Source organism: Blautia sp. Sow4_E7 (assembly GCF_052116245.1).
GTDB lineage: Bacteria > Bacillota > Clostridia > Lachnospirales > Lachnospiraceae > Blautia_A.
In genome coordinates this window covers 226,134-247,114 of record NZ_JBQKLL010000002.1, presented here as the reverse complement: position 1 = coordinate 247,114, position 20,981 = coordinate 226,134, and the positions used below count along the sequence as shown (strand labels likewise).

Here is a 20,981-nt window from a genome sequence, read left to right as displayed (position 1 = left end):
GAACAGAAAGGGTGATAACGATGTGTCAGAAGCAGATCAAGCTGAATGCAACGGAGGATGTGAAAGAGTTCGTTAAAGCAGCAGGTAAATGTGATTTTGACATAGATATTTTCTACAACAGAATCATCATTGATGCAAAATCCATTCTGGGAGTTCTGAGCATGGATCTTACACGGGTTCTTACTGTACAGTGCCATGGAGAGAGCAAGGAATTTAACCGTACATTACAGAAGTTTGCCGTTGCCTAACCACCGCAGTCGCGAACTGGAACCCCCCACGGTGCCCCACATTACAATCGTAAAAAACAGATATTGCCGGGAACGACTTAAAATATGCGACAACATGGCATCCCGACAACATCTGTTTTTTTATTTATTAAAATTGCTATTTAGTGGGTTAAAAGTTCTTCAGGAGGGACGCATTCGGACAATGGGTATTACTCACTCACCGGCGCAACGCTACGATGAACTAATCGCTAACTGCGACTAAGGAGTTCCGGAGAGCCGTCACTCCTAAGTCTTCGTAAGCGCTGGATTTCATCTACGCTAAGGGCGCGCCTGAAATGGTTCGCTGGAGTAATACCCATTGCCCGAACGCTGTGTACTGGCTGAAACTGGTACATAGGAACTTTTATCAGGTGGGGCGCTTCGAGTGTTGGTTTCCCTATAATTTATTGACAATGATAGTTTTTGAATTTCCCCTGCCAGTAACCAGCGATTTTGCAATGTATATTCATGTAGCCGTGCATTTTAGGAGCGGGTTTAGTGGAGGTGAGATCCGATGGTTACGAAGACTTAGGCGCGAAGGCTCTCCTGAGCGTCTTAGTCGTAGTTACCAGCTAGCTCACCGGAACGCCTGGACGCACGGCGGTGAATATACATTGTAAAAGCGCGTCCGGGGAACCAGCACACTAAATAACAAAAAAGTGGATTGACAAAGCCAAAAAAATGATTTATTATATAGCATATTTTTGAATAAGAATTTGTTTTGACAAAGGCGTCAAAGAGAGATAGACAGGTTAAGTGCCCCCTAATCCTCCTCTTTGACGCCTTTTTTACATATCAGCACATCAAAAGCAATTGGAGGAGGAAATCGAGAAATGGCAGTAAAATACGTTTTTGTTACTGGCGGTGTTGTGTCAGGGTTGGGAAAAGGAATCACGGCAGCTTCATTAGGAAGACTTTTAAAAGCAAGAGGCTTCCAGGTAACCATGCAGAAATTTGATCCCTACATCAACATTGACCCGGGAACCATGAACCCCATTCAGCATGGAGAAGTCTTCGTAACCGACGACGGAACCGAGACCGACCTGGACCTTGGCCACTACGAACGATTCATTGATGAAAGTCTGGATAAAAATTCCAACGTCACAACCGGAAAAATCTATTGGTCCGTTCTGCAAAAGGAACGTCACGGAGACTTCGGCGGAGGAACCGTACAGGTTATCCCTCATATTACAAATGAGATCAAAAGCCGTTTCTACCGTGCCAAATCCCCGGATGAAGACCGGATCGCCATCATAGAGGTAGGCGGAACCGTAGGAGACATTGAAAGCCAGCCATTCCTGGAATCCATCCGTCAGTTCCAGCACGACGTGGGACATGAAAACGCCATCCTCATTCACGTAACCCTGATCCCATACTTAAAAGCCTCCGGCGAGATGAAAACCAAGCCAACACAGGCCAGCGTAAAAGAACTTCAGGGAATGGGAATCCAGCCAGACGTTCTGGTATGCAGAAGCGAATATCCGCTGACGGATGACCTGCGAGCAAAGATCGCCCTGTTCTGCAACGTACCGGTAAGCCACGTACTTCAGAACCTGGACGTAGAATATTTATATGAAGCACCACTTGCCATGGAGCGTGAGAAACTGGCCGACGTGGTTATGCAGTCCCTTGGACTTGAGAAGAGAAAACCAGACCTTACCGACTGGGAAGCAATGGTAGAAAATCTCCGCCATCCAGACAAAACCGTAAACATTGCCATGGTAGGAAAATATACCCAGCTTCACGACGCATACCTGAGCGTAGTAGAAGCACTGAAACACGGCGGAATCGCCTGCAAAGCAAAAGTTGAGATCACCTGGATCGATTCCGAAGAGCTGAACGAGAAAAACCTGGACCAGAGACTTTACCAGGTAGACGGAATCCTGGTACCAGGCGGCTTCGGCGGAAGAGGAACAGAAGGAATGATCCTGGCTGCCCAGTATGCCCGTGTACACAAGATCCCATACCTTGGAATCTGTCTTGGAATGCAGATGGCAATTGTGGAATTTGCCCGCCACGTTCTTGGCTATGAAGATGCCAACAGCATTGAGCTGGCTCCGGAGACCACCCATCCGGTGATCGCCCTGATGCCAGACCAGGAGGATATAGAAGACCTTGGAGGAACCCTTCGTCTTGGAAGCTATCCATGTGTCCTGGCAGATGATTCCTTATCATTGAAGCTCTTTGGACAGAAAGAGATCCAGGAACGTCACAGACATCGTTATGAAGTAAACAATGCATATAGAAAAGAATTAGCAGAAAAAGGAATGACCATTGCCGGAACCTCTCCGGACGGTCATATTGTGGAAATGATCGAGATTCCGTCCCATCCGTTCTTTGTAGGAACCCAGGGCCATCCGGAATTTAAATCAAGACCAAACCATGCACACCCGCTGTTCCGTGGATTTGTCCAGGCAGCGGCAGAGAAAAGCAAAAAAGAGGAAACTCTTAATCAACAATAGAAAGGATGAGGAAAATGAAAGAAGTGAGAAAGGAAAGGCAGGGACTTTACCGCCAGGAATTTGAACATGACAATTGTGGAATCGGAGCAGTTGTCAATATCAAAGGAAAAAAATCCCACGACACAGTTGCCAACGCATTACGGATTGTAGAGAATCTGGACCACCGCGCCGGTAAAGATGCAGAAGGAAAAACCGGTGACGGCGTTGGTATCCTTCTTCAGATCTCCCATAAATTTTTCAAGAAAGCATGTAAAAAAGAGGGAATCGAGCTGGGACAGGAAAGAGAATATGGTATTGGCCAGTTCTTTTTCCCGCAACATGAGATCAAACGTGCCCAGGCGAAAAAAATGTTCGAGATCATCGTGGAAAAAGAAGGTCTGGAATTCCTTGGCTGGAGAGAAGTTCCGGTAGTGCCGGAGGTCCTTGGACATAAAGCCAGAGAGTGCATGCCGTATATTATGCAGGCTTTTATCAAGAAACCTGAGGATATGGAAAAGGGTCTGGAATTTGACCGTAAGCTGTACATTGCCCGCCGTGAATTTGAGCAGAGTAATGACAACACCTACGTATGTTCCATGAGCAGCCGTACCATCGTCTACAAAGGTATGTTCCTGGTTGGACAGCTTCGTACATTTTTCTCTGATCTTCAGAGCCCGGACTATGAGTCCGCCATTGCGCTGGTACATTCCCGTTTCAGTACCAACACAAACCCAAGCTGGGAGAGAGCACATCCGAACAGATTGATCGTGCACAACGGTGAGATCAACACCATCCGCGGAAATGCAGATAAAATGCTGGCAAGAGAGGAAAACATGGAGTCTCCTTACTTAGAAGGCGAAATGCAGAAGATCCTTCCGGTAGTAAACAGAAACGGTTCCGACTCAGCCATGCTTGACAATACCTTGGAATTCCTTACCATGAGCGGTATGGATCTTCCACTTGCTGTGATGATCACCATTCCGGAGCCATGGGCAAATAACGACACCATTTCCCAGGAAAAACGTGATTTCTACCAGTATTATGCAACTATGATGGAGCCATGGGATGGCCCTGCTTCCATTCTTTTCTCAGATGGAGATGTGATGGGTGCAGTTCTTGACCGAAATGGTCTTCGTCCATCCAGATATTACGTAACCTCTGATGGATGCATGATCCTTTCCTCTGAGGTTGGGGTTCTGCCGGTACCAGAAGAGAAGATCGTGTTAAAAGAGCGTCTTCATCCTGGAAAAATGCTTCTGGTAGATACTGTCCAGGGCAAGATCATGGACGACAATGAATTAAAGGAAATGTACGCAAAGAAACAGCCATATGGTGAGTGGCTGGACAGCAATCTGGTACATTTAAAAGATATTAAGATTCCAAACGAAAGAATGGAAGAATATACAGAAGAACAGCGTTCTCGTCTGCAGAAGGCATTTGGTTATACTTATGAGCAGTACCGTACCTCCATCCGCAACATGGCATTAAACGGCGCGGAGAGCATTGGAGCTATGGGTGTAGATACACCTCTGGCAGTATTTTCCAAACAGAACCGTCCTTTATTCGACTATTTCAAACAGCTTTTTGCCCAGGTAACCAACCCGCCGATCGATGCCATCCGTGAGGAGATCGTAACCAGCACCAGCGTTTACGTTGGAAAAGACGGAAACCTTCTGGAGCAGATCCCGGAGAACTGCAAGGTATTAAAGATCAACAATCCGATCCTTACCAATACGGATATGCTGAAAATCAAAGAGATGAACCATGAAGGCTTTAAGGTGGCAGTTGTTTCTACCCTTTACTATAAGAGCACAAAGCTGGAGCGTGCCATTGACCGTCTGTTTGTAGAGGTTGACAAAGCTTATAGAGACGGCGCCAATATTCTGGTTCTTTCTGACAGAGGCGTGGACGAAAACCATATGCCGATCCCGTCCCTGCTTGCAGTTTCTGCTGTGCACCAGCACCTTGTAAAAACCAAAAAGAGTACTTCCCTTGCCATTATTCTGGAGTCCGGCGAGCCAAGAGAGGTTCATCATTTTGCCACTCTTCTTGGCTATGGTGCAAGTGCAGTCAACCCATACCTGGCACTTGAGACCATCCATGAGCTGATCGATACCCATATGCTGGATAAGGATTATTATGCAGCTGTTGAGGATTACAACCATGCTGTGATCAGTGGCATTGTTAAGATTGCTTCCAAGATGGGTATTTCCACCATCCAGTCCTACCAGGGCTCCCAGATCTTCGAGGCAATCGGTGTATCCCAGGATGTAATTGATAAATACTTCACAGGCACCGTAAGCCGTGTTGGCGGTATTACACTGGAGGATATTGAGGATAATGTAGAGAAGCTTCACTCTGAGGCTTTTGACCCGTTAGGGCTTACCACAGACCTGACTCTGGATAGTGTAGGAGCCCACAAGATGAGAAGCCAGGGCGAGGAGCACCGCTACAATCCTGCAACCATCCATCTCCTTCAGCAGTCTACAAGAACAGGCAGCTACGAGATGTTCAAACAGTATACGGACCTTGTAGATAAAGAAAACCACGGCAATCTTCGTGCCCTTATGGACTTTAAGTATGCAGAAAATCCAGTGCCGATCGAAGAAGTGGAAAGTGTTGACGAGATCGTAAAACACTTTAAGACAGGCGCTATGTCCTATGGTTCCATTTCCCAGGAGGCACATGAGACTCTTGCCATCGCCATGAATCACCTTCATGGAAAATCCAATACCGGTGAGGGCGGTGAAAGTGACGAAAGACTGGATTCCGCAGGAACTGCTGATGACAGATGTTCTGCTATCAAACAGGTAGCCAGCGGCCGTTTCGGTGTGACCAGCCGTTATCTGGTATCTGCAAGAGAAATCCAGATCAAAATGGCACAGGGTGCAAAACCTGGTGAGGGCGGCCATCTTCCGGCAAAGAAGGTTTACCCATGGGTAGCAAAGACCCGTCACTCTACACCTGGTGTTTCCCTGATCTCTCCGCCGCCGCACCACGATATCTATTCCATCGAGGACCTGGCAGAACTGATCTATGACCTGAAAAATGCAAACAAATACGCCGATATTTCTGTAAAACTGGTTTCTGAGGCTGGTGTAGGTACTGTCGCTGCCGGTGTTGCAAAGGCTGGTGCCCAGGTTATCCTGATCTCCGGATATGATGGAGGTACCGGTGCAGCACCAAGAAGCTCTATCCACAATGCAGGACTTCCGTGGGAGCTTGGACTTGCAGAAACCCATCAGACTCTTCTTATGAATGGACTTCGAAACCGTGTGCGCATTGAGACAGATGGTAAGCTGATGAGCGGCCGTGATGTTGCCATTGCAGCACTTCTTGGCGCTGAGGAATTTGGTTTTGCCACAGCTCCGCTTGTAACCATGGGCTGTGTGATGATGAGAGTATGTAATCTGGATACCTGCCCGGTTGGTGTGGCTACCCAGAATCCGGAGCTGAGAAAGAGATTCAAAGGCAAACCGGAATATGTAGAGAATTTTATGAGATTTATTGCCCAGGAGCTTCGGGAATACATGGCAAAACTGGGTGTAAGAAGCCTGAAGGAAATGGTTGGACGTACCGATCTTCTGGTAGCTACAGACGCAGTAGACGAGCCTCACAAGGGTAAGGTAGACCTTAGTGCCATCCTGAACAACCCATATGCAAAAGCTGGCAGCGATGTAACCTTTGATCCGAAGGCCCAATACAACTTCCAGCTGGAGAAAACTCTGGATGAAAAGATCCTGGTAAAGAAATGCAGCAGTGCCATCAGAAGAGGGGAAAAGACACGTTTCTCTGTAGAAGTAAAAAATACAGACCGAGCTTTTGGTACCATTCTTGGTGCAGAGATCACCAGAAACAACAAAAACGGACTGCCGGAGGATACGGTAGAGATTGACTGTACCGGTGCCGGCGGACAGAGCTTTGGTGCATTTATCCCGAAGGGACTTACCCTGAAGCTTACCGGTGACTGCAACGACTACTTTGGAAAAGGTCTTTCCGGCGGAAAACTGATCCTGAAAACTCCGGAGAATGCCGGTTATAAGGCAGAAGACAACATTATCGTGGGCAACGTTGCCCTCTATGGTGCAACCAGCGGAACCGCTTTTATCAACGGTATGGCAGGCGAGCGTTTTGCAGTCCGTAACTCTGGTGCAAATGCAGTTGTTGAGGGTGTTGGCGAGCATGGCTGTGAGTACATGACTGGCGGACGTGTAGTTGTCCTTGGTAGAACAGGCAAAAACTTTGCAGCTGGTATGAGCGGTGGTATCGCTTACGTGCTGGATGTGGAGAATGTTCTTTATAAGAACTTAAATAAAGCAATGATTTCTATTGAAAAAGTAGAGAATAAATACGACAAAAAAGAACTGAAGGATCTGATCGAAGCACATGTAGCTGCAACCGGTTCTAAGCTTGGACAGAAGGTCCTGGATCAGTTTGACGAGTATCTGCCTCACTTCAAGAAGCTCATTCCAAATGAGTACAAGAAGATGATCACATTAAGTGCAAAGCTTGAGGAAAAAGGTCTGAACAGTGAGCAGGCACAGATGGAAGCGTTCTACGAAAGCATAGGAGTTAAGCATTAAGGAGGCAGAATATCGTGGGAAAACCGACTGGATTTTTAGAATATAACAGAGAGACGGCAAAGGTTCTGCCGCCAAAAGTAAGAATCGCCAATTTTAAGGAGTTCCGTACTCCTCTTAATAAAGAAAAACAGAAACTTCAGGGAGCACGCTGCATGGCCTGCGGCGTTCCCTTCTGCCAGGCAGGAATGATGATCGGAGGCATGGCTTCCGGATGTCCGCTTCACAACCTGGTACCGGAAACAAATGACCTGGTATTTACCGGAAACTGGAAACAGGCATTTCTTCGCCTGAATAAAACACACAGCTTCCCGGAATTTACTTCCCGTGTATGCCCTGCACTTTGTGAGGCAGCCTGCACCTGCAACTTAAATGGAGAGCCTGTTTCCACAAAGGAAAATGAGCGTGCCATCATTGAGACTGCATATGCAGAAGGCTGGGTGGTTCCACAGCCGCCGAAGGTCCGCACAGGAAAGACCATCGCAGTTGTAGGAAGCGGTCCTTCCGGACTGGCAGCAGCACAGCAGTTAAACAGAAGAGGCCATAATGTAACCGTATTCGAGAGAAGCGACCGGATCGGCGGACTTCTCCGCTATGGAATCCCAAATATGAAGCTGGAGAAATCTGTGATCGACAGAAGACTGAAGCTGATGGAAGCAGAGGGCGTGAAATTTGTAACAAACACAAATGTAGGCGTTGACATTACCGCAGAAGAGCTTTTGAAAAAATTTGACCGTGTGGTTCTTTGCTGCGGTGCTTCCAATCCCCGTGATATTAAGGTTCCGGGAAGAGATGCAAAGGGAATTTACTTTGCAGTAGATTTTCTGAAAAAAGTTACCAAAACCCTTCTGGACAGCGATTTCACCAAAGCTCCTTACGAGGAAGCAAAGGGCAAACATGTGCTGGTAATCGGCGGCGGTGACACTGGAAACGACTGTGTGGGAACTTCTGTACGTCTTGGCGCCAAATCTGTGACACAGCTGGAAATGATGCCAATGCCTCCTGTAGAGCGCGCAGCATCCAACCCGTGGCCGGAGTGGCCGAAGGTCTTAAAAACAGACTATGGCCAGGAAGAGGCAATTGCAGTGTTTGGACATGATCCACGAGTTTACCAGACAACGGTTACCGAGTTTATCAAGGATAAAAACGGAAATGTCTGCCAGGCGAAGATCGTAAAGCTGAAAGGTGAGAAAGATCCAAAAACAGGCCGTATGATGATGGTCCCGGTAGAGGGAACCGAGGAAGTGATCCCTGCTGACCTGGTACTGATCGCAGCTGGTTTCCTGGGAAGCCAGAAATATGTGACCGACGCCTTTAAGGTAGCCACAACAGCCAGAACCAATGTGGAGACCAAACCGGAGGCTTATGAGACCAGCGTACCGAGAGTTTTCACAGCAGGCGATATGCACAGAGGCCAGTCCCTGGTAGTGTGGGCAATCCGGGAGGGAAGAGAAGCTGCAAAGGCAGTGGATGAATCCCTGATGGGTTACTCTTATCTGTAAATGAACAGAAAAACGAAGCGTATAATTAGAAAGGTCGGGGGTAAACTAAATTTGCTCCCGATTTTCTGTTTAGGGTTTTCTTGTGGGCCGGACAAAGGAAAGTACGAATTTTGTACATCATTTTATACAACGCTGATATGGTAAAGTGTTAAAAAATAAGTTGACAAAGCATGACCTCATTGCTATAATAACCTCCATGAACAAGGGCGTTCTTCAGAAGGGTATCTTTCTGAAGTGCGCCTTTTTTGTTTAAATAAAGGAATCATGCAAGATTGGATGGATGAGGGCATGAGAATGAAAGAAGGAGAGAACACTATGGGGAATTACACCAGAGAAGAAGTGTTACAGATGGCAGAGGACGAAGATGTAGAGTTCATTCGTCTTCAGTTTACCGACATGTTCGGTACTTTAAAAAATATCGCGATTACAGCTCGGGAGCTCCCCCGGGCACTGGATAATGAATATGTAGTAGACAGCTCCTACATTGCCGGAATCGCAGGGGAGAAAGAACCGGATATGTATTTACATCCGGATTATGATACCTTTACCATTCTTCCATGGCGTCCGCAGCAGGGAAAGGTAGCCAGACTGATCTGTGATATCTACCGTTCCGACGGAACACCGCTTGAGAAAAGCCCAAGATATATTCTGAAGCAGGTGGTAGAAGCTGCTGCCAAGGAAGGCTATGTCTGTGAAGTGGATCCGGAATGCGAGTTTTTCTTATTCCACACAGACGACAATGGAGTTCCTACTACACTGACTCATGAAAAAGCCGGATATCTGGATATCAGCCCGCTGGATCTTGGAGAAAACGCAAGACGTGATATGGTGCTGAATCTGGAAGACATGGGATACGAGATTGAATCTTCCCATCATGAAACGGCTCCGGCCCAGCATGAGATCGACTTTAAATTTACAGGTGCAAATGAAATGGCAGACTGTGTGATGACCTTTAAAATGGCAGTCCGTACCATTGCCAAGCGTCATGGCCTTCATGCAACCTTTATGCCAAAGCCAAGAGCAGAGGTAAACGGTTCCGGTATGCACATTCATTTTGCATTATATAAAGACGGAAAAAATATATTTGCAGATCCTGATGACGTAAATGGTCTCAGTGAAGATGCTTATCATTTTATCGGTGGTCTTCTTGCACATAGTGAAGAGATGGCTGCCATCACCAATCCTCTTGTAAATTCCTACAAGAGACTGGTACCTGGTTATGATGCTCCTACAGAGCTGACCTGGACAAAGAATAATCAGAACTCTTTGATCCGTATTTCCAATTTAAGGTCAGACAGCCTGGCCATCGAGCTTAGAAGCCCGGATGCATCTGCAAATCCTTACCTTGTATTTGCAGTTTGCATTGCAGCCGGCCTGGATGGAATTCAGCAGAAATTATATCCTACAAAGGCTTCTGACCGTTCTTTTTCCGAGTCAGACCAGAAGGCTATGAACATTGGAAATCTTCCGCTGAACCTGGATGATGCTCTTGCACATTTCGAGAGGAGTACCTGGATCCAGAGCGTACTTGGCAAAAGGTTCTGCGAGGAATACGCAGCTGCCAAGAAGGAAGAATGGCTGAATTATATGAGACAGGTAAGCGAGTGGGAAATCAGCCAGTATTTATACAAGATTTAAGATAAGAGAGTGGCATTGGTATGAACAGCAGCATTGTAATTGCATTACCGAAAATCGATGACGCAAAGAAAATACGTACCATACTGAACCGGCACGGCTTTTCTGTAGCTGCGGTATGTTCAACTGCTTCGACGGCACTGGCCAGCATGAGTGAACTGGATGGTGGGGTTCTGATCTGTGGTTATAAACTGACAGACCTGTACTACCGGGACGTGCTGGAAGATATTCCTTCCTGTTTTGAAATGCTGCTGCTGGCATCTGGAAGAGTGATTGCGGAAGCACCTACATCGGTTCTTACTGTGGAAATGCCAATGAAGGTCAGTGACCTGGTAAACACAGTGGACATGATGCTTGCCCAGATCGAGCGGCGGATCCGAAAAGAAAAGAAGAAACCGAAACCACGTTCCTGGAAAGAGCAGAATTATATTTCCAACGCGAAGTTTCTTCTTATGGAGCGAAACCACTTAAGTGAAGAAGATGCATACCGGTATATTCAGAAATGCAGTATGGATTCCGGGACAAATATGGTAGAGACAGCTCAGATGGTTCTGATGCTGTTGTATGATGAAGTATAGTGTACGGCGGGCAAAAAAATACGTAACTGTGAAGAGGTACTGAACAGCTGTAATTTTTAAATAGCCTGACCGGGGTTTTTATGAAATACATTTTGACGAAATGGAGGATGAGGAAATGGAGTTTTTGGATGGAAGCTGGAAAAAAGAAGTGAGCAGCTGGGATGCACTGATGGGAGAAGAGCTTCTGAATCAGGAAGCCATCCTGGAGGGCGCCATTCACAGTATCCGCAACATGGGAGATGTTGCATTTGTAATTATCAGAAGAAGGGAAGGCCTGTTTCAGACTGTTTTCGTAAATGAGGATGTTGATTTTTCCATTCATGATCTGAAGGAAGGCATGACAGTAAGAATAAAAGGTGTTGTAAATAAAGAAGAGAGAGCACCTCATGGCAGAGAGCTTCACATCCGGGAAATCCAGGTGCTGTCTGCTCCGGCTGAGCCTCTTCCTCTTGCAATCGATAAATGGAAGCTGAATACTTCTCTGGAAGCCAAGTTAAATTACCGTTCCCTCTCCCTCCGCAATATTCAGGAACGCGCAAGATTTAAAATTCAGGAAGCGCTTACAAGAGCTTTTCGTGATTATCTTTATGAGAATGGGTTTACTGAGATCCATACTCCAAAGATCGGAGCCAGAGGTGCTGAGGGTGGTGCGAACCTGTTTAAGCTTAGCTATTTCCATAAACCAGCTGTGCTGGCCCAGAGCCCGCAGTTTTACAAACAGATGATGGTTGGCGTGTTTGACAGGGTGTTTGAAACTGGTCCTGTTTTCCGTGCTGAGAAACACAACACCAAGAGACATCTGAATGAGTATACAAGCCTTGATTTTGAGATGGGTTATATTGATGGATTTGAAGAGATCATGGCAATGGAGACTGGATTTTTACAGTATGCCATGAAGATTTTAAAAGAGGACTATGCAAAAGAACTGGAGATCCTGAAGGTAGAGCTTCCAGATGCTTCTAAGATCCCGGCAGTCCGCTTTGACGTTGCCAAGGAGCTGGTTGCAAAGAAATACAACCGTCAGATCCGAAACCCATTTGACCTGGAGCCGGAAGAGGAAGCTCTGATCGGCCAGTATTTTAAAGAAGAATACAACGCAGATTTTGTTTTTGTCACCCATTATCCATCTAAGAAGCGTCCGTTCTATGCAATGGATGATCCGGAGGATACCAGATTTACCTTAAGCTTTGACCTTCTTTTCCATGGTCTTGAGATCACAACAGGAGGACAGAGGATCCATGATTACAATGCCCTTCTGAAAAAGATCGAGGACAGAGGCATGGAGACCGATGGAATGGAGCAGTATCTGGATACCTTCAAATATGGTATGCCGCCTCACGGTGGCCTTGGAATCGGTCTGGAGCGTCTTACCATGCAGCTTCTGGGAGAGGAAAATGTCCGCGAGGCATGTCTGTTCCCAAGAGATCTGAACCGTCTGGAGCCGTAACAAGATACGACATGGTTAGAAATGGAGGATGAGGAAATGGCAAAACAGATTGATGACGAAACCATGGAAAATGTCTGCATTCTTGCAAAGCTTTCCCTTACAGAGGAAGAGAAGGAAAAAGCAAAAAAAGACATGCAGGAAATGCTTGATTATGTAGATAAACTGGATGAGCTGGATACATCCGGGGTGGAGCCTATGTCCCATATTTTTGGTGACGACAATGTATTCCGTGAGGATGTGGTCACAAATGGTGATAACAGTGAGGCAATGCTTGCCAATGCACCAAAAGCCAAAGAGGGACAGTATCAGGTTCCGAAGACCATAGGATAGGAGACATTCGCATGGAATTAGAAAAATTAACAGCTTTACAGCTGGCTGAAAAAATAAAAAAGCATGAGATTACCGTGACAGATGGTGTGAAGGAAGTCTTCTCCAAAATCGAGGAAAAGGACGAGAAGATCCATGCTTATCTGGACACTTATAAAAAAGAGGCATTTGCCCGGGCAAAAGAAGTGGAAAAAGGCATTGAGGACGGTACTTACACCGGTCCTCTTGCCGGCGTTCCCATTGCCATCAAGGACAACATCTGTGTGCAGGGAAAACCAACCACCTGTGCCTCTAAGATCCTGGAGGGCTTTGTTCCCCAGTATCAGGCAGAGGTCATCGACCGCCTGGAAAAGGCAGGAATGATCATTATTGGAAAGACCAACATGGATGAGTTTGCCATGGGAAGTACCACAGAGACTTCTGCCTATGGCATTACCAGAAACCCATGGAACACCGAACACGTTCCGGGAGGCTCTTCAGGCGGCTCCTGCGCGGCTGTAGCAGCAGGGGAGACCTATCTGGCACTTGGCTCCGATACAGGCGGTTCCATCCGCCAGCCAAGCTCCTACTGTGGTGTAACAGGCCTGAAACCTACTTACGGCACTGTTTCCCGTTATGGACTGGTGGCTTATGCCTCTTCCCTTGATCAGATCGGACCAGTTGGAAAAGATGTGGCAGATTGCGCTGCACTTCTGGAAGTAATCGCTGGACATGATCCAAAAGATAGTACTTCCATTGACCGGAAGGATCTGGATTTTTCCAGTGAGATGACAGACAAGATCGCTGGAATGAAGCTTGGGGTACCAAAGGAGTATCTGGCAGAGGGACTTTCCCCAGATGTAAAAGAGGCTTTTATGGAGACTCTGAAAGTGCTTACCCAGATGGGTGCCATTGTAGAGTTTTTCTCCGTAAAGACTATGGAATACATGATCCCAGCCTATTATATTATCGCCAGCGCGGAGGCCAGCTCCAACCTGGAACGTTTCGATGGTGTGAAATATGGCTACCGTGCCAAAGAGTACGAAGGCCTTCACGATATGTACAAACGCAGCAGGACAGAGGGCTTTGGAGAGGAAGTAAAGCGCCGTATTATGCTTGGTTCCTTTGTTTTAAGCTCTGGTTATTACGATGCTTATTATCTGAAAGCCCTGCGTACAAAGGCGCTTATCAAAAAAGAATTTGACCAGGCATTTGAAAAATATGATGTTCTTCTGGCTCCGGCAGCTCCTTACACAGCTCCGAAGATCGGGGAAAGCTTAAAGGATCCTATGGCAATGTACCTGGGAGATATTTACACCGTTGCAGTAAACCTTTGTGGACTTCCGGGAATCACCGTTCCCTGCGGCAAGGACAGCACCGGCCTTCCAATCGGGATCCAGATGATCGGGGACTGCTTTATGGAAAAGAAGATCCTTCGTGCCGCCCATGCATATGAGAAGACAAGAGGGGATTTTGGAACACCAGAGGAAGGAGGTAAGAGAGCATGAAACAGTATGAGACAATTATCGGACTTGAGGTTCATGTAGAGCTTGCCACCAGAACCAAGATTTTCTGCGGCTGTTCCACTGCTTTCGGAGGAGCGCCCAATACCCATACCTGTCCGGTGTGCACCGGTATGCCAGGTTCTCTTCCTGTATTAAATAAAAAGGTGGTAGAATTTGCCCTGCGTGCAGGACTTGCTACCAACTGCAGTATCAATCAGTACTGCAAATTTGACCGTAAGAACTATTTTTATCCGGATAACCCCCAGAACTACCAGATTTCCCAGCTGTATCTGCCAATCTGCCATGACGGTTTTGTGGAGATCGAGACAGAGGCTGGTAAGAAAAAAGTGCGGATCCACGAGATGCATATGGAGGAAGATGCCGGTAAGCTGATCCATGATGAGTGGGAGGACTGCTCCCTGGTAGATTACAACCGAAGCGGCGTGCCGCTGATCGAGATCGTTTCCGAGCCGGATATGAGAAGTGCAGATGAGGTTATTGCTTATCTGGAGAAGCTTCGCTGCACCATGCAGTATCTGGGTGTTTCCGACTGTAAGCTTCAGGAGGGCTCCATGCGTGCGGACGTCAATCTTTCTGTGAGGGTGGCTGGAAGTGACACACTTGGAACCAGAACAGAGATGAAGAACCTGAACTCCTTTAAGGCCATTGCACATGCCATTGAAGGCGAAAGAGAGCGTCAGATCGAGCTTCTGGAGATGGGCAGAAGTGTTACCCAGGAGACCAGAAGATGGGATGACAATAAAGAGTCTTCCCACGCAATGCGTTCCAAAGAGGATGCAAAGGATTACCGTTATTTCCCGGATCCGGACCTTCCGCCGATCCATATTTCCGATGAGTGGAGCGCCAGGATTAAAAGGGAATTGCCGGAGTTCCGTGAGGAGAAGGCTGCCCGTTACCAGAGTGAATTTGGTCTTCCAGAATACGATTCCCAGATCCTTACAGAATCCAGACATCTGGCTGGTCTTTTTGAAGAGGTGGCTACGTTGTGCGGCAACCCGAAGAAGGCTGCAAACTGGTTTATGGTGGAAGTGCTCCGCCTTATGAAGGACAAGGGCGTAGAGGCTGAAAAGGTAAGATTTACCCCTCAGCATCTGGCTGATCTTCTTACTATGGTGGATAAGAAAGAGGTAAGTCCCCAGAATGCCAAGAAGGTATTTGAGAAGGCATTTGATGAGGATATCGATCCAGTGGCTTATGTGGAAGAGCATGGCCTTAAGATCGTGGAGGATACCGGACTTCTTAACAGCACCATCAGCAGGATCCTGGATGAGAATCCTGGACCGCTGTCTGAGCTGCTTGGCGGGAAGGAGAAGGTTATGGGCTTCTTTGTTGGCCAGATTATGAAGGAAATGAAAGGCAAAGCAAACCCGGCAAGCGTGAGAGAGGCGCTGATGGCTGAGGTTGAGAAGCGAAAATAGAAAGATTGCTTTTGAGCGTTTGTGAGATTTGGACTTGGTTTAAAGTTAGAATAAATATACAATGATTAGAAAAGACAAACCATACAGGAGGATAATCAGATGGTTACCGTAAATCACAATTATTTAAAACTGCCAGGAAGCTATCTTTTTTCTACCATTGGAAAAAAGGTGCGTGCCTATAAAGAAGAAAATCCGGACAAAGAGGTGATCAGCCTTGGAATCGGTGATGTGACACAGCCGCTGGTTCCGGCTATTATTGAGGCCCTTCACAGTGCTGTGGAGGAGATGGCTCATGCAGAGACTTTCCATGGTTATGCACCGGATCTTGGCTATGAATTTCTAAGAAATGCAATTGCAAAAAATGATTATCAGGACAGAGGCTGCGACATTGCAGCGGATGAGATCTTCGTTTCAGATGGAGCGAAGAGCGATTCCGGTAATATCCAGGAGATTTTTGGAATCGATAATAAAGTGGCTGTCTGCGACCCGGTTTATCCGGTTTATGTAGATACCAATGTTATGGCTGGCCGTACTGGAGAGTATAATACGGTCCGGGAGAATTTTGATGGTGTGATCTATATGCCATGCCGCAAGGAGAACGGATTTTTACCGGTGTTTCCGGCTGAGGTACCGGATCTGATCTATCTTTGCTTCCCGAATAACCCCACTGGTTCTGCAATTACAAAGGATGAGCTGCAGAAATGGGTGGATTATGCCAACAAAAATGGCTGTGTGATCATTTATGATGCAGCTTATGAGGCTTATATTTCCGAGGAGAATGTACCGCACAGCATTTATGAGTGCGAGGGTGCCAGAACCTGTGCCATTGAGCTTCGAAGCTTTTCCAAGAATGCAGGATTTACCGGTGTTCGTCTTGGATTTACCGTAATTCCGAAAGAGCTGGTAAGAGACGGCGTATCCCTTCACAGCCTGTGGGCAAGACGCCATGGTACCAAGTTTAACGGTGCTCCTTATATTGTGCAGAAGGCTGGTGAGGCTGTTTATTCTGAGGCTGGCAAGGCACAGCTGAAGGATCAGGTTGGGTATTACATGAGAAATGCAAAGCTGATCCATGATGAGCTGGCGAAGGCTGGTTTCTCTGTTTCCGGTGGTGTGAATGCGCCGTATATCTGGCTGGAAACACCGGATAAAATGACTTCCTGGGAGTTCTTTGATTATCTTCTTAAGAATGCAAATGTGGTTGGTACACCGGGTTCTGGTTTTGGTGCTCATGGTGAGGGCTATTTCCGTCTGACTGCTTTTGGTACTTATGAGAATACTCTGAAAGCCATTGACAGGATCAAGAGTTTGTAATTATAATTGAAGAAAGCTGAAAAACAGGGCGTATCTCTGGCGAAAGGCTGGGGATGCGCTCTTTTTACGAAGGAGGATTTTGATATGAAGATCAGTCGTATTGAACATATGTGTGAGGGAAATGGACATGTAATTATCAAGGAACTGCTGGATGAGCAGCAGTTGAATGGGAAATGCGGGCTTTATGCGGAGGTGACGTTAGAGCCGGGATGTTCTCTTGGTTTTCATATGCATTATGGGGAGAGTGAGACCTATTATATTCTCACTGGTGAGGGAGAATATAATGACAATGGCACTTCCTGGAGACATGTAAAAGCAGGAGATATTACCTTTACACCGGATGGCAGAGGTCATGGACTGGCCAATACGGGAAATACGGATCTGGTGTTTATGGCACTGATCATTAAAGATTGAGACAGCTGCCAGCCAGACGTCAGCGCCTGCTGACAGGGAGAAAAATATATTTAGGAGTTTAGAAATGAATCATACAGCAGAGAAATTACTTACATTTATTAAAGAGAGTCCTACTGCATTTCAGGCAGTGGAGATGATGAAAAAGAGATTTACGGAGAATGGTTTTACAGAGTTAAAGGAAGATGAGCATTGGGAGATAGAGAATGGCGGAAAGTATTTTGTGATCCGGAATCATTCCGCGATCATTGCATTTACAGTGCCGAAAGTTTCCAGCGATGTGTTCCATATTATTGCAAGCCACAGCGATTCCCCATCCTTGAAAATTAAGGAGAATCCGGAGATGGTGGAAAATGGATATGTAAAGCTGAATGTGGAGCTTTATGGAGGCGCACTTCTGGCGCCCTGGTTTGACAGACCACTTTCTGTGGCTGGACGTCTGATCGTGAAGGAAAATGGACAGATCTGTGAGAAGCTGGTGACAGTGGATAAGGATATGCTGATGATCCCGAACCTGGCGATCCACATGAACCGTGAGGCGAACAGCGGATATAAGTACAATGTACAGAAGGATATGCTGCCTCTTTATGGACTGGAGAGCGCAAAGGGGACTTTCTTTAAAACTGTGGCAGAGGCTGCCGGAGTGAAGGAAGAGGATATTCTGGGACACGATCTGTTCCTTTACAACCGTATGCCTGGTACTGTCTGGGGCAGCGAGGAGGAGTTTGTTTCTGCGCCAAGACTGGATGATCTTCAGTGTGCTTTTTCTTCTATGGAAGGCCTGATCGCTGGAAAACATGAGAAGAGCATCTGTGTACATATGGTAATGGATAATGAAGAGGTGGGAAGCGGCACCAAGCAGGGCGCGGCATCTACCTTCCTCCGGGATACCCTCCTTCGCATTAATCTGGGACTGGGAAGAAGCTATGAGGATTATCTGATCTCTCTTGCAAAGAGCTTTATGATCTCTGCTGACAATGCCCATGCCATCCATCCAAATTACCCGGAAAAGGCAGATCCGGTGAACCGTCCGCATATGAATGCTGGAATTGCTGTGAAGTACAATGCAAACCAGAAGTACTGTACCGATGGAATTTCTGCAGCCACATTTAAAGAGCTTTGTAAAGAGGCGGGAGTATCCTGCCAGGTATATGTGAACCGGTCTGATGTAGCTGGCGGTTCTACCCTTGGCAATATTTCCAATACCCAGGTGGCTTTAAATACAGTGGATATCGGACTGCTGCAGCTGGCTATGCATTCTCCTTATGAGACTGCAGGAGTGAAGGATACCTGCGATTTCGTGAAGCTTGCGGAGGTATTCTATGCTTAAGGCTGTCAATGCAATTGGAAGTGAGGACTTTCATAAAAAAGCAGTTTTCTTTGATGCAGATGGCACCATCTGCGATATTGAAAAGGGGACTCCGGCAAGTGCCATAGAGGCTATTACCAAGCTTGTAGAGAACGGTCATGAGGCGTGGCTTTGTACAGGAAGAAGCCGGGCTTTTGTGCCGGATTATCTGGAGCAGATCCCTTTTACCGGGATGATCAGCGCCTGTGGCTGTACCATTGAGAAAAATGGAGAGCGGCTTTTTAACAAGGAGATGACCACACAGGAGGCCTGGCGTTCTGTGGAGGTTCTCCGGAAATATGGCATGGTTCCGGTAATGGAGGGTGCCGACTGGATGTATTATGACAAAGATGAGTACAATACAAAGATCAACTGGTATGCAGATCTGATCACAAAGGCCCTGGGGGCAAAGTGGCGTCCGATCAAGGGATATGAGCAGGATCTTCATATCAATAAGATCAGCTCTAAGATCGTGCCGGGAAGTGATCCGAAAAAGGCCTGTGCAGAGCTTGAGGACTATTATGAGTTTATTGGCCATGTAGGGGAAGGTCTTGCCGGAGATACCATTGAGATGATCCCCAAGGGCTTTTCCAAGGCGGTTGGCATTGCAGCTGTGTGCAGGATCTTTAACATTGCGCATGAGGATACTATTGTGTTTGGCGACAGCAACAATGACCTGTCCATGTTTGAATATGCGAAGACCAAGGTGGCAATGGGAAATGCGGCGCCAGGGATCAAAAAGCTGGCCGATTATGTGACAACGGATATTTTCCATTATGGAATTAAGAATGGGCTGGAGCATTTGGGGCTGATGTAGAACCAGGCTCTGGAGTTAGATTTTAAAATCTATTACCAATCGCGGGGAATATTTGTATAATTTTTGGCGCGAGTTTAAGATAAAGGAAAAACAATGGCGGAACGATTCGATTACCAACCTAAATTTGAAAAATACAAAGAAGAGCTGATGGAACTGCGGCGGCATTTTCACAGACATCCGGAGCTGGGGCTTCAGGAGTTTGAAACTTCGGCTTTTATACAGGAGTATCTGGGAAAACTAGGCTACCGTTTTCAGAGGGTGGAGCCTACCGGGATCATTGCGGAGCACCCCTGCCAGGATACGGCAGCGTTTGCCGGCAAAAAGAAGGTGGTGCTTCGTGCAGAGATGGATGCCCTTCCCATAAAAGAACAGACGGGACTTTCTTATGCGTCGGAAAAGGATAGGGTGATGCACGCCTGCGGCCACGATGGGATTGTGGCAACAGCCCTTGTGCTGGCGCGGATTCTGGCAGAAGAGGGGGAAGCTTTTCCGGTGAGGATGCGGTTCCTTTTTGAGCCTGCTGAGGAGATTGGAGAGGGCGCAAAAAGGATGCTCTTAGCCGGTGCTCTTGATGGGGAGCCGGACGCTTTTCTTATGTTCCATTATGCAGTGGACCAGCCTTTTGGCATGGCTGTGCATGAGGGACAGGCCTCTGCCATGATCAATGGCATGGAGATCCGTGTTCATGGAAAATCCAGCCACTGGTGTGAGGCGGACAAGGGAATTGACAGTATTTACGCGGCTTCCCTGGTGGTAAAAGCCCTTCATGACCTGAACGAAACCTATAAGGGAAAAGGTCCCTGCCTGATTGGAACCGGGACCATCCATGGCGGAGAATATTCCAATATTATTACCGATCTGGTGACCTTACGGGGAAATATCCGGGCTGCTTATGAAGAGGATTATCTGGCTCTGGATGAGCGGTTGAAGGAAATACTAAAAGAAGTAGAAGCAAAGACCGGCACCACAGTGGAGCTGGAATATCCCAAGCCGGCAGTTCTGCCTTTTGCAAACGATCCCGGGCTTACCAGAATTGCAGAAGAGGCGGGAAAGAAAGTGTTTGGAGACCAGTTCCTTCTGGAAGGCGAGGACCAGCTGTTTTTGTCCGGAGACAATGCCTACCGGTATTTTTTACAGACAAAGGGATTGTTCAGCGTATTTCTGGCTGGGATTCCTGGAAAGGTTTATCCGCTGCATCATCCGAAATTTCAGTTTGATGAGGCAATCCTGCCGTATAGCCTGGAGGCCTTGTATGAAATACTGGCTGGAATTGGCTGTGAATGAGGAAAGGGAAAGCAGCAGAGAACTTAAGAAAACAAAAATAATAACAGCTTACACAGATGCAGGTTTGGGAATAAGAAAGAGCATTTGTGTAAGCTGTTTTTTTTGAAA

At 47.0% G+C, this 20,981-nt stretch carries 16 protein-coding genes; all 16 read left to right on the top strand.

Annotation, left to right across the window (positions count from 1 at the left end):
- The first annotated feature begins 20 nt into the window (after positions 1 to 20).
- The 16 genes from ACTQ50_RS02690 to ACTQ50_RS02615 all read left to right on the top strand — a co-directional run bounded on the left by ACTQ50_RS02690 (position 21) and on the right by ACTQ50_RS02615 (position 20,979).
- A complete protein-coding gene (locus ACTQ50_RS02690) occupies positions 21 to 248 on the top strand; it encodes an HPr family phosphocarrier protein (RefSeq protein ID WP_441482862.1) in 228 nt (75 codons plus the stop codon).
- An 851-nt stretch (positions 249 to 1,099) separates the two neighbouring features.
- The gene (locus tag ACTQ50_RS02685) at positions 1,100 to 2,728 is read left to right on the top strand and encodes a CTP synthase (protein ID WP_441482861.1); all 1,629 of its coding nucleotides are present in this window, start codon (positions 1,100 to 1,102) and stop codon (positions 2,726 to 2,728) included.
- 14 nt (positions 2,729 to 2,742) lie between these two features.
- Positions 2,743 to 7,290 carry a glutamate synthase large subunit gene (gene gltB / locus ACTQ50_RS02680; protein ID WP_441482860.1) on the top strand — a complete coding sequence of 1,516 codons (4,548 nt, stop codon included), beginning with the start codon at positions 2,743 to 2,745 and terminating at the stop codon, positions 7,288 to 7,290.
- 14 nt (positions 7,291 to 7,304) lie between these two features.
- The gene (locus ACTQ50_RS02675; protein WP_441482859.1) at positions 7,305 to 8,789 is read left to right on the top strand and encodes a glutamate synthase subunit beta; all 1,485 of its coding nucleotides are present in this window, start codon (positions 7,305 to 7,307) and stop codon (positions 8,787 to 8,789) included.
- 315 nt (positions 8,790 to 9,104) lie between these two features.
- Positions 9,105 to 10,427 (top strand): type I glutamate--ammonia ligase, encoded by a 1,323-nt coding sequence (glnA, locus tag ACTQ50_RS02670; protein ID WP_295304747.1) that lies wholly within the window; start codon positions 9,105 to 9,107, stop codon positions 10,425 to 10,427.
- A 20-nt stretch (positions 10,428 to 10,447) separates the two neighbouring features.
- The gene (locus ACTQ50_RS02665; RefSeq protein ID WP_226818519.1) at positions 10,448 to 11,002 is read left to right on the top strand and encodes an ANTAR domain-containing response regulator; all 555 of its coding nucleotides are present in this window, start codon (positions 10,448 to 10,450) and stop codon (positions 11,000 to 11,002) included.
- Between the two features lie 115 nt (positions 11,003 to 11,117).
- Entirely contained in the window at positions 11,118 to 12,449 is a 1,332-nt protein-coding gene (gene aspS, locus ACTQ50_RS02660; RefSeq protein WP_441482858.1) for an aspartate--tRNA(Asn) ligase, read from the top strand.
- A gap of 36 nt (positions 12,450 to 12,485) precedes the next feature.
- Entirely contained in the window at positions 12,486 to 12,779 is a 294-nt protein-coding gene (gatC, locus tag ACTQ50_RS02655; protein ID WP_226818522.1) for an Asp-tRNA(Asn)/Glu-tRNA(Gln) amidotransferase subunit GatC, read from the top strand.
- 11 nt (positions 12,780 to 12,790) lie between these two features.
- Positions 12,791 to 14,263, top strand: a complete 1,473-nt coding sequence (gatA, locus tag ACTQ50_RS02650; RefSeq protein WP_441482857.1) for an Asp-tRNA(Asn)/Glu-tRNA(Gln) amidotransferase subunit GatA — start codon at positions 12,791 to 12,793, stop codon at positions 14,261 to 14,263.
- A complete protein-coding gene (gene gatB / locus ACTQ50_RS02645) occupies positions 14,260 to 15,699 on the top strand; it encodes an Asp-tRNA(Asn)/Glu-tRNA(Gln) amidotransferase subunit GatB (RefSeq protein ID WP_441482856.1) in 1,440 nt (479 codons plus the stop codon). Before gatA ends, gatB begins: the two co-directional genes overlap by 4 nt.
- A 99-nt stretch (positions 15,700 to 15,798) precedes the next feature.
- On the top strand, positions 15,799 to 17,013 hold the full coding sequence (locus ACTQ50_RS02640; RefSeq protein WP_441482855.1) for an LL-diaminopimelate aminotransferase: 1,215 nt from the start codon (positions 15,799 to 15,801) through the stop codon (positions 17,011 to 17,013).
- Between the two features lie 84 nt (positions 17,014 to 17,097).
- Positions 17,098 to 17,427, top strand: coding sequence for a cupin domain-containing protein (locus ACTQ50_RS02635; protein ID WP_441482854.1), 330 nt, complete (start codon positions 17,098 to 17,100; stop codon positions 17,425 to 17,427).
- 64 nt (positions 17,428 to 17,491) lie between these two features.
- Positions 17,492 to 18,754 (top strand): M18 family aminopeptidase, encoded by a 1,263-nt coding sequence (locus tag ACTQ50_RS02630; protein WP_441482853.1) that lies wholly within the window; start codon positions 17,492 to 17,494, stop codon positions 18,752 to 18,754.
- Positions 18,747 to 19,589 carry an HAD-IIB family hydrolase gene (locus ACTQ50_RS02625; RefSeq protein ID WP_441482852.1) on the top strand — a complete coding sequence of 281 codons (843 nt, stop codon included), beginning with the start codon at positions 18,747 to 18,749 and terminating at the stop codon, positions 19,587 to 19,589. Before ACTQ50_RS02630 ends, ACTQ50_RS02625 begins: the two co-directional genes overlap by 8 nt.
- A 93-nt stretch (positions 19,590 to 19,682) precedes the next feature.
- Positions 19,683 to 20,873, top strand: a complete 1,191-nt coding sequence (locus ACTQ50_RS02620; RefSeq protein WP_441482851.1) for a M20 metallopeptidase family protein — start codon at positions 19,683 to 19,685, stop codon at positions 20,871 to 20,873.
- Positions 20,842 to 20,979 (top strand): hypothetical protein, encoded by a 138-nt coding sequence (locus ACTQ50_RS02615; RefSeq protein ID WP_441482850.1) that lies wholly within the window; start codon positions 20,842 to 20,844, stop codon positions 20,977 to 20,979. The genes ACTQ50_RS02620 and ACTQ50_RS02615 overlap by 32 nt, the downstream gene beginning before the upstream one ends.
- The last annotated feature ends 2 nt before the right edge of the window (positions 20,980 to 20,981 follow it).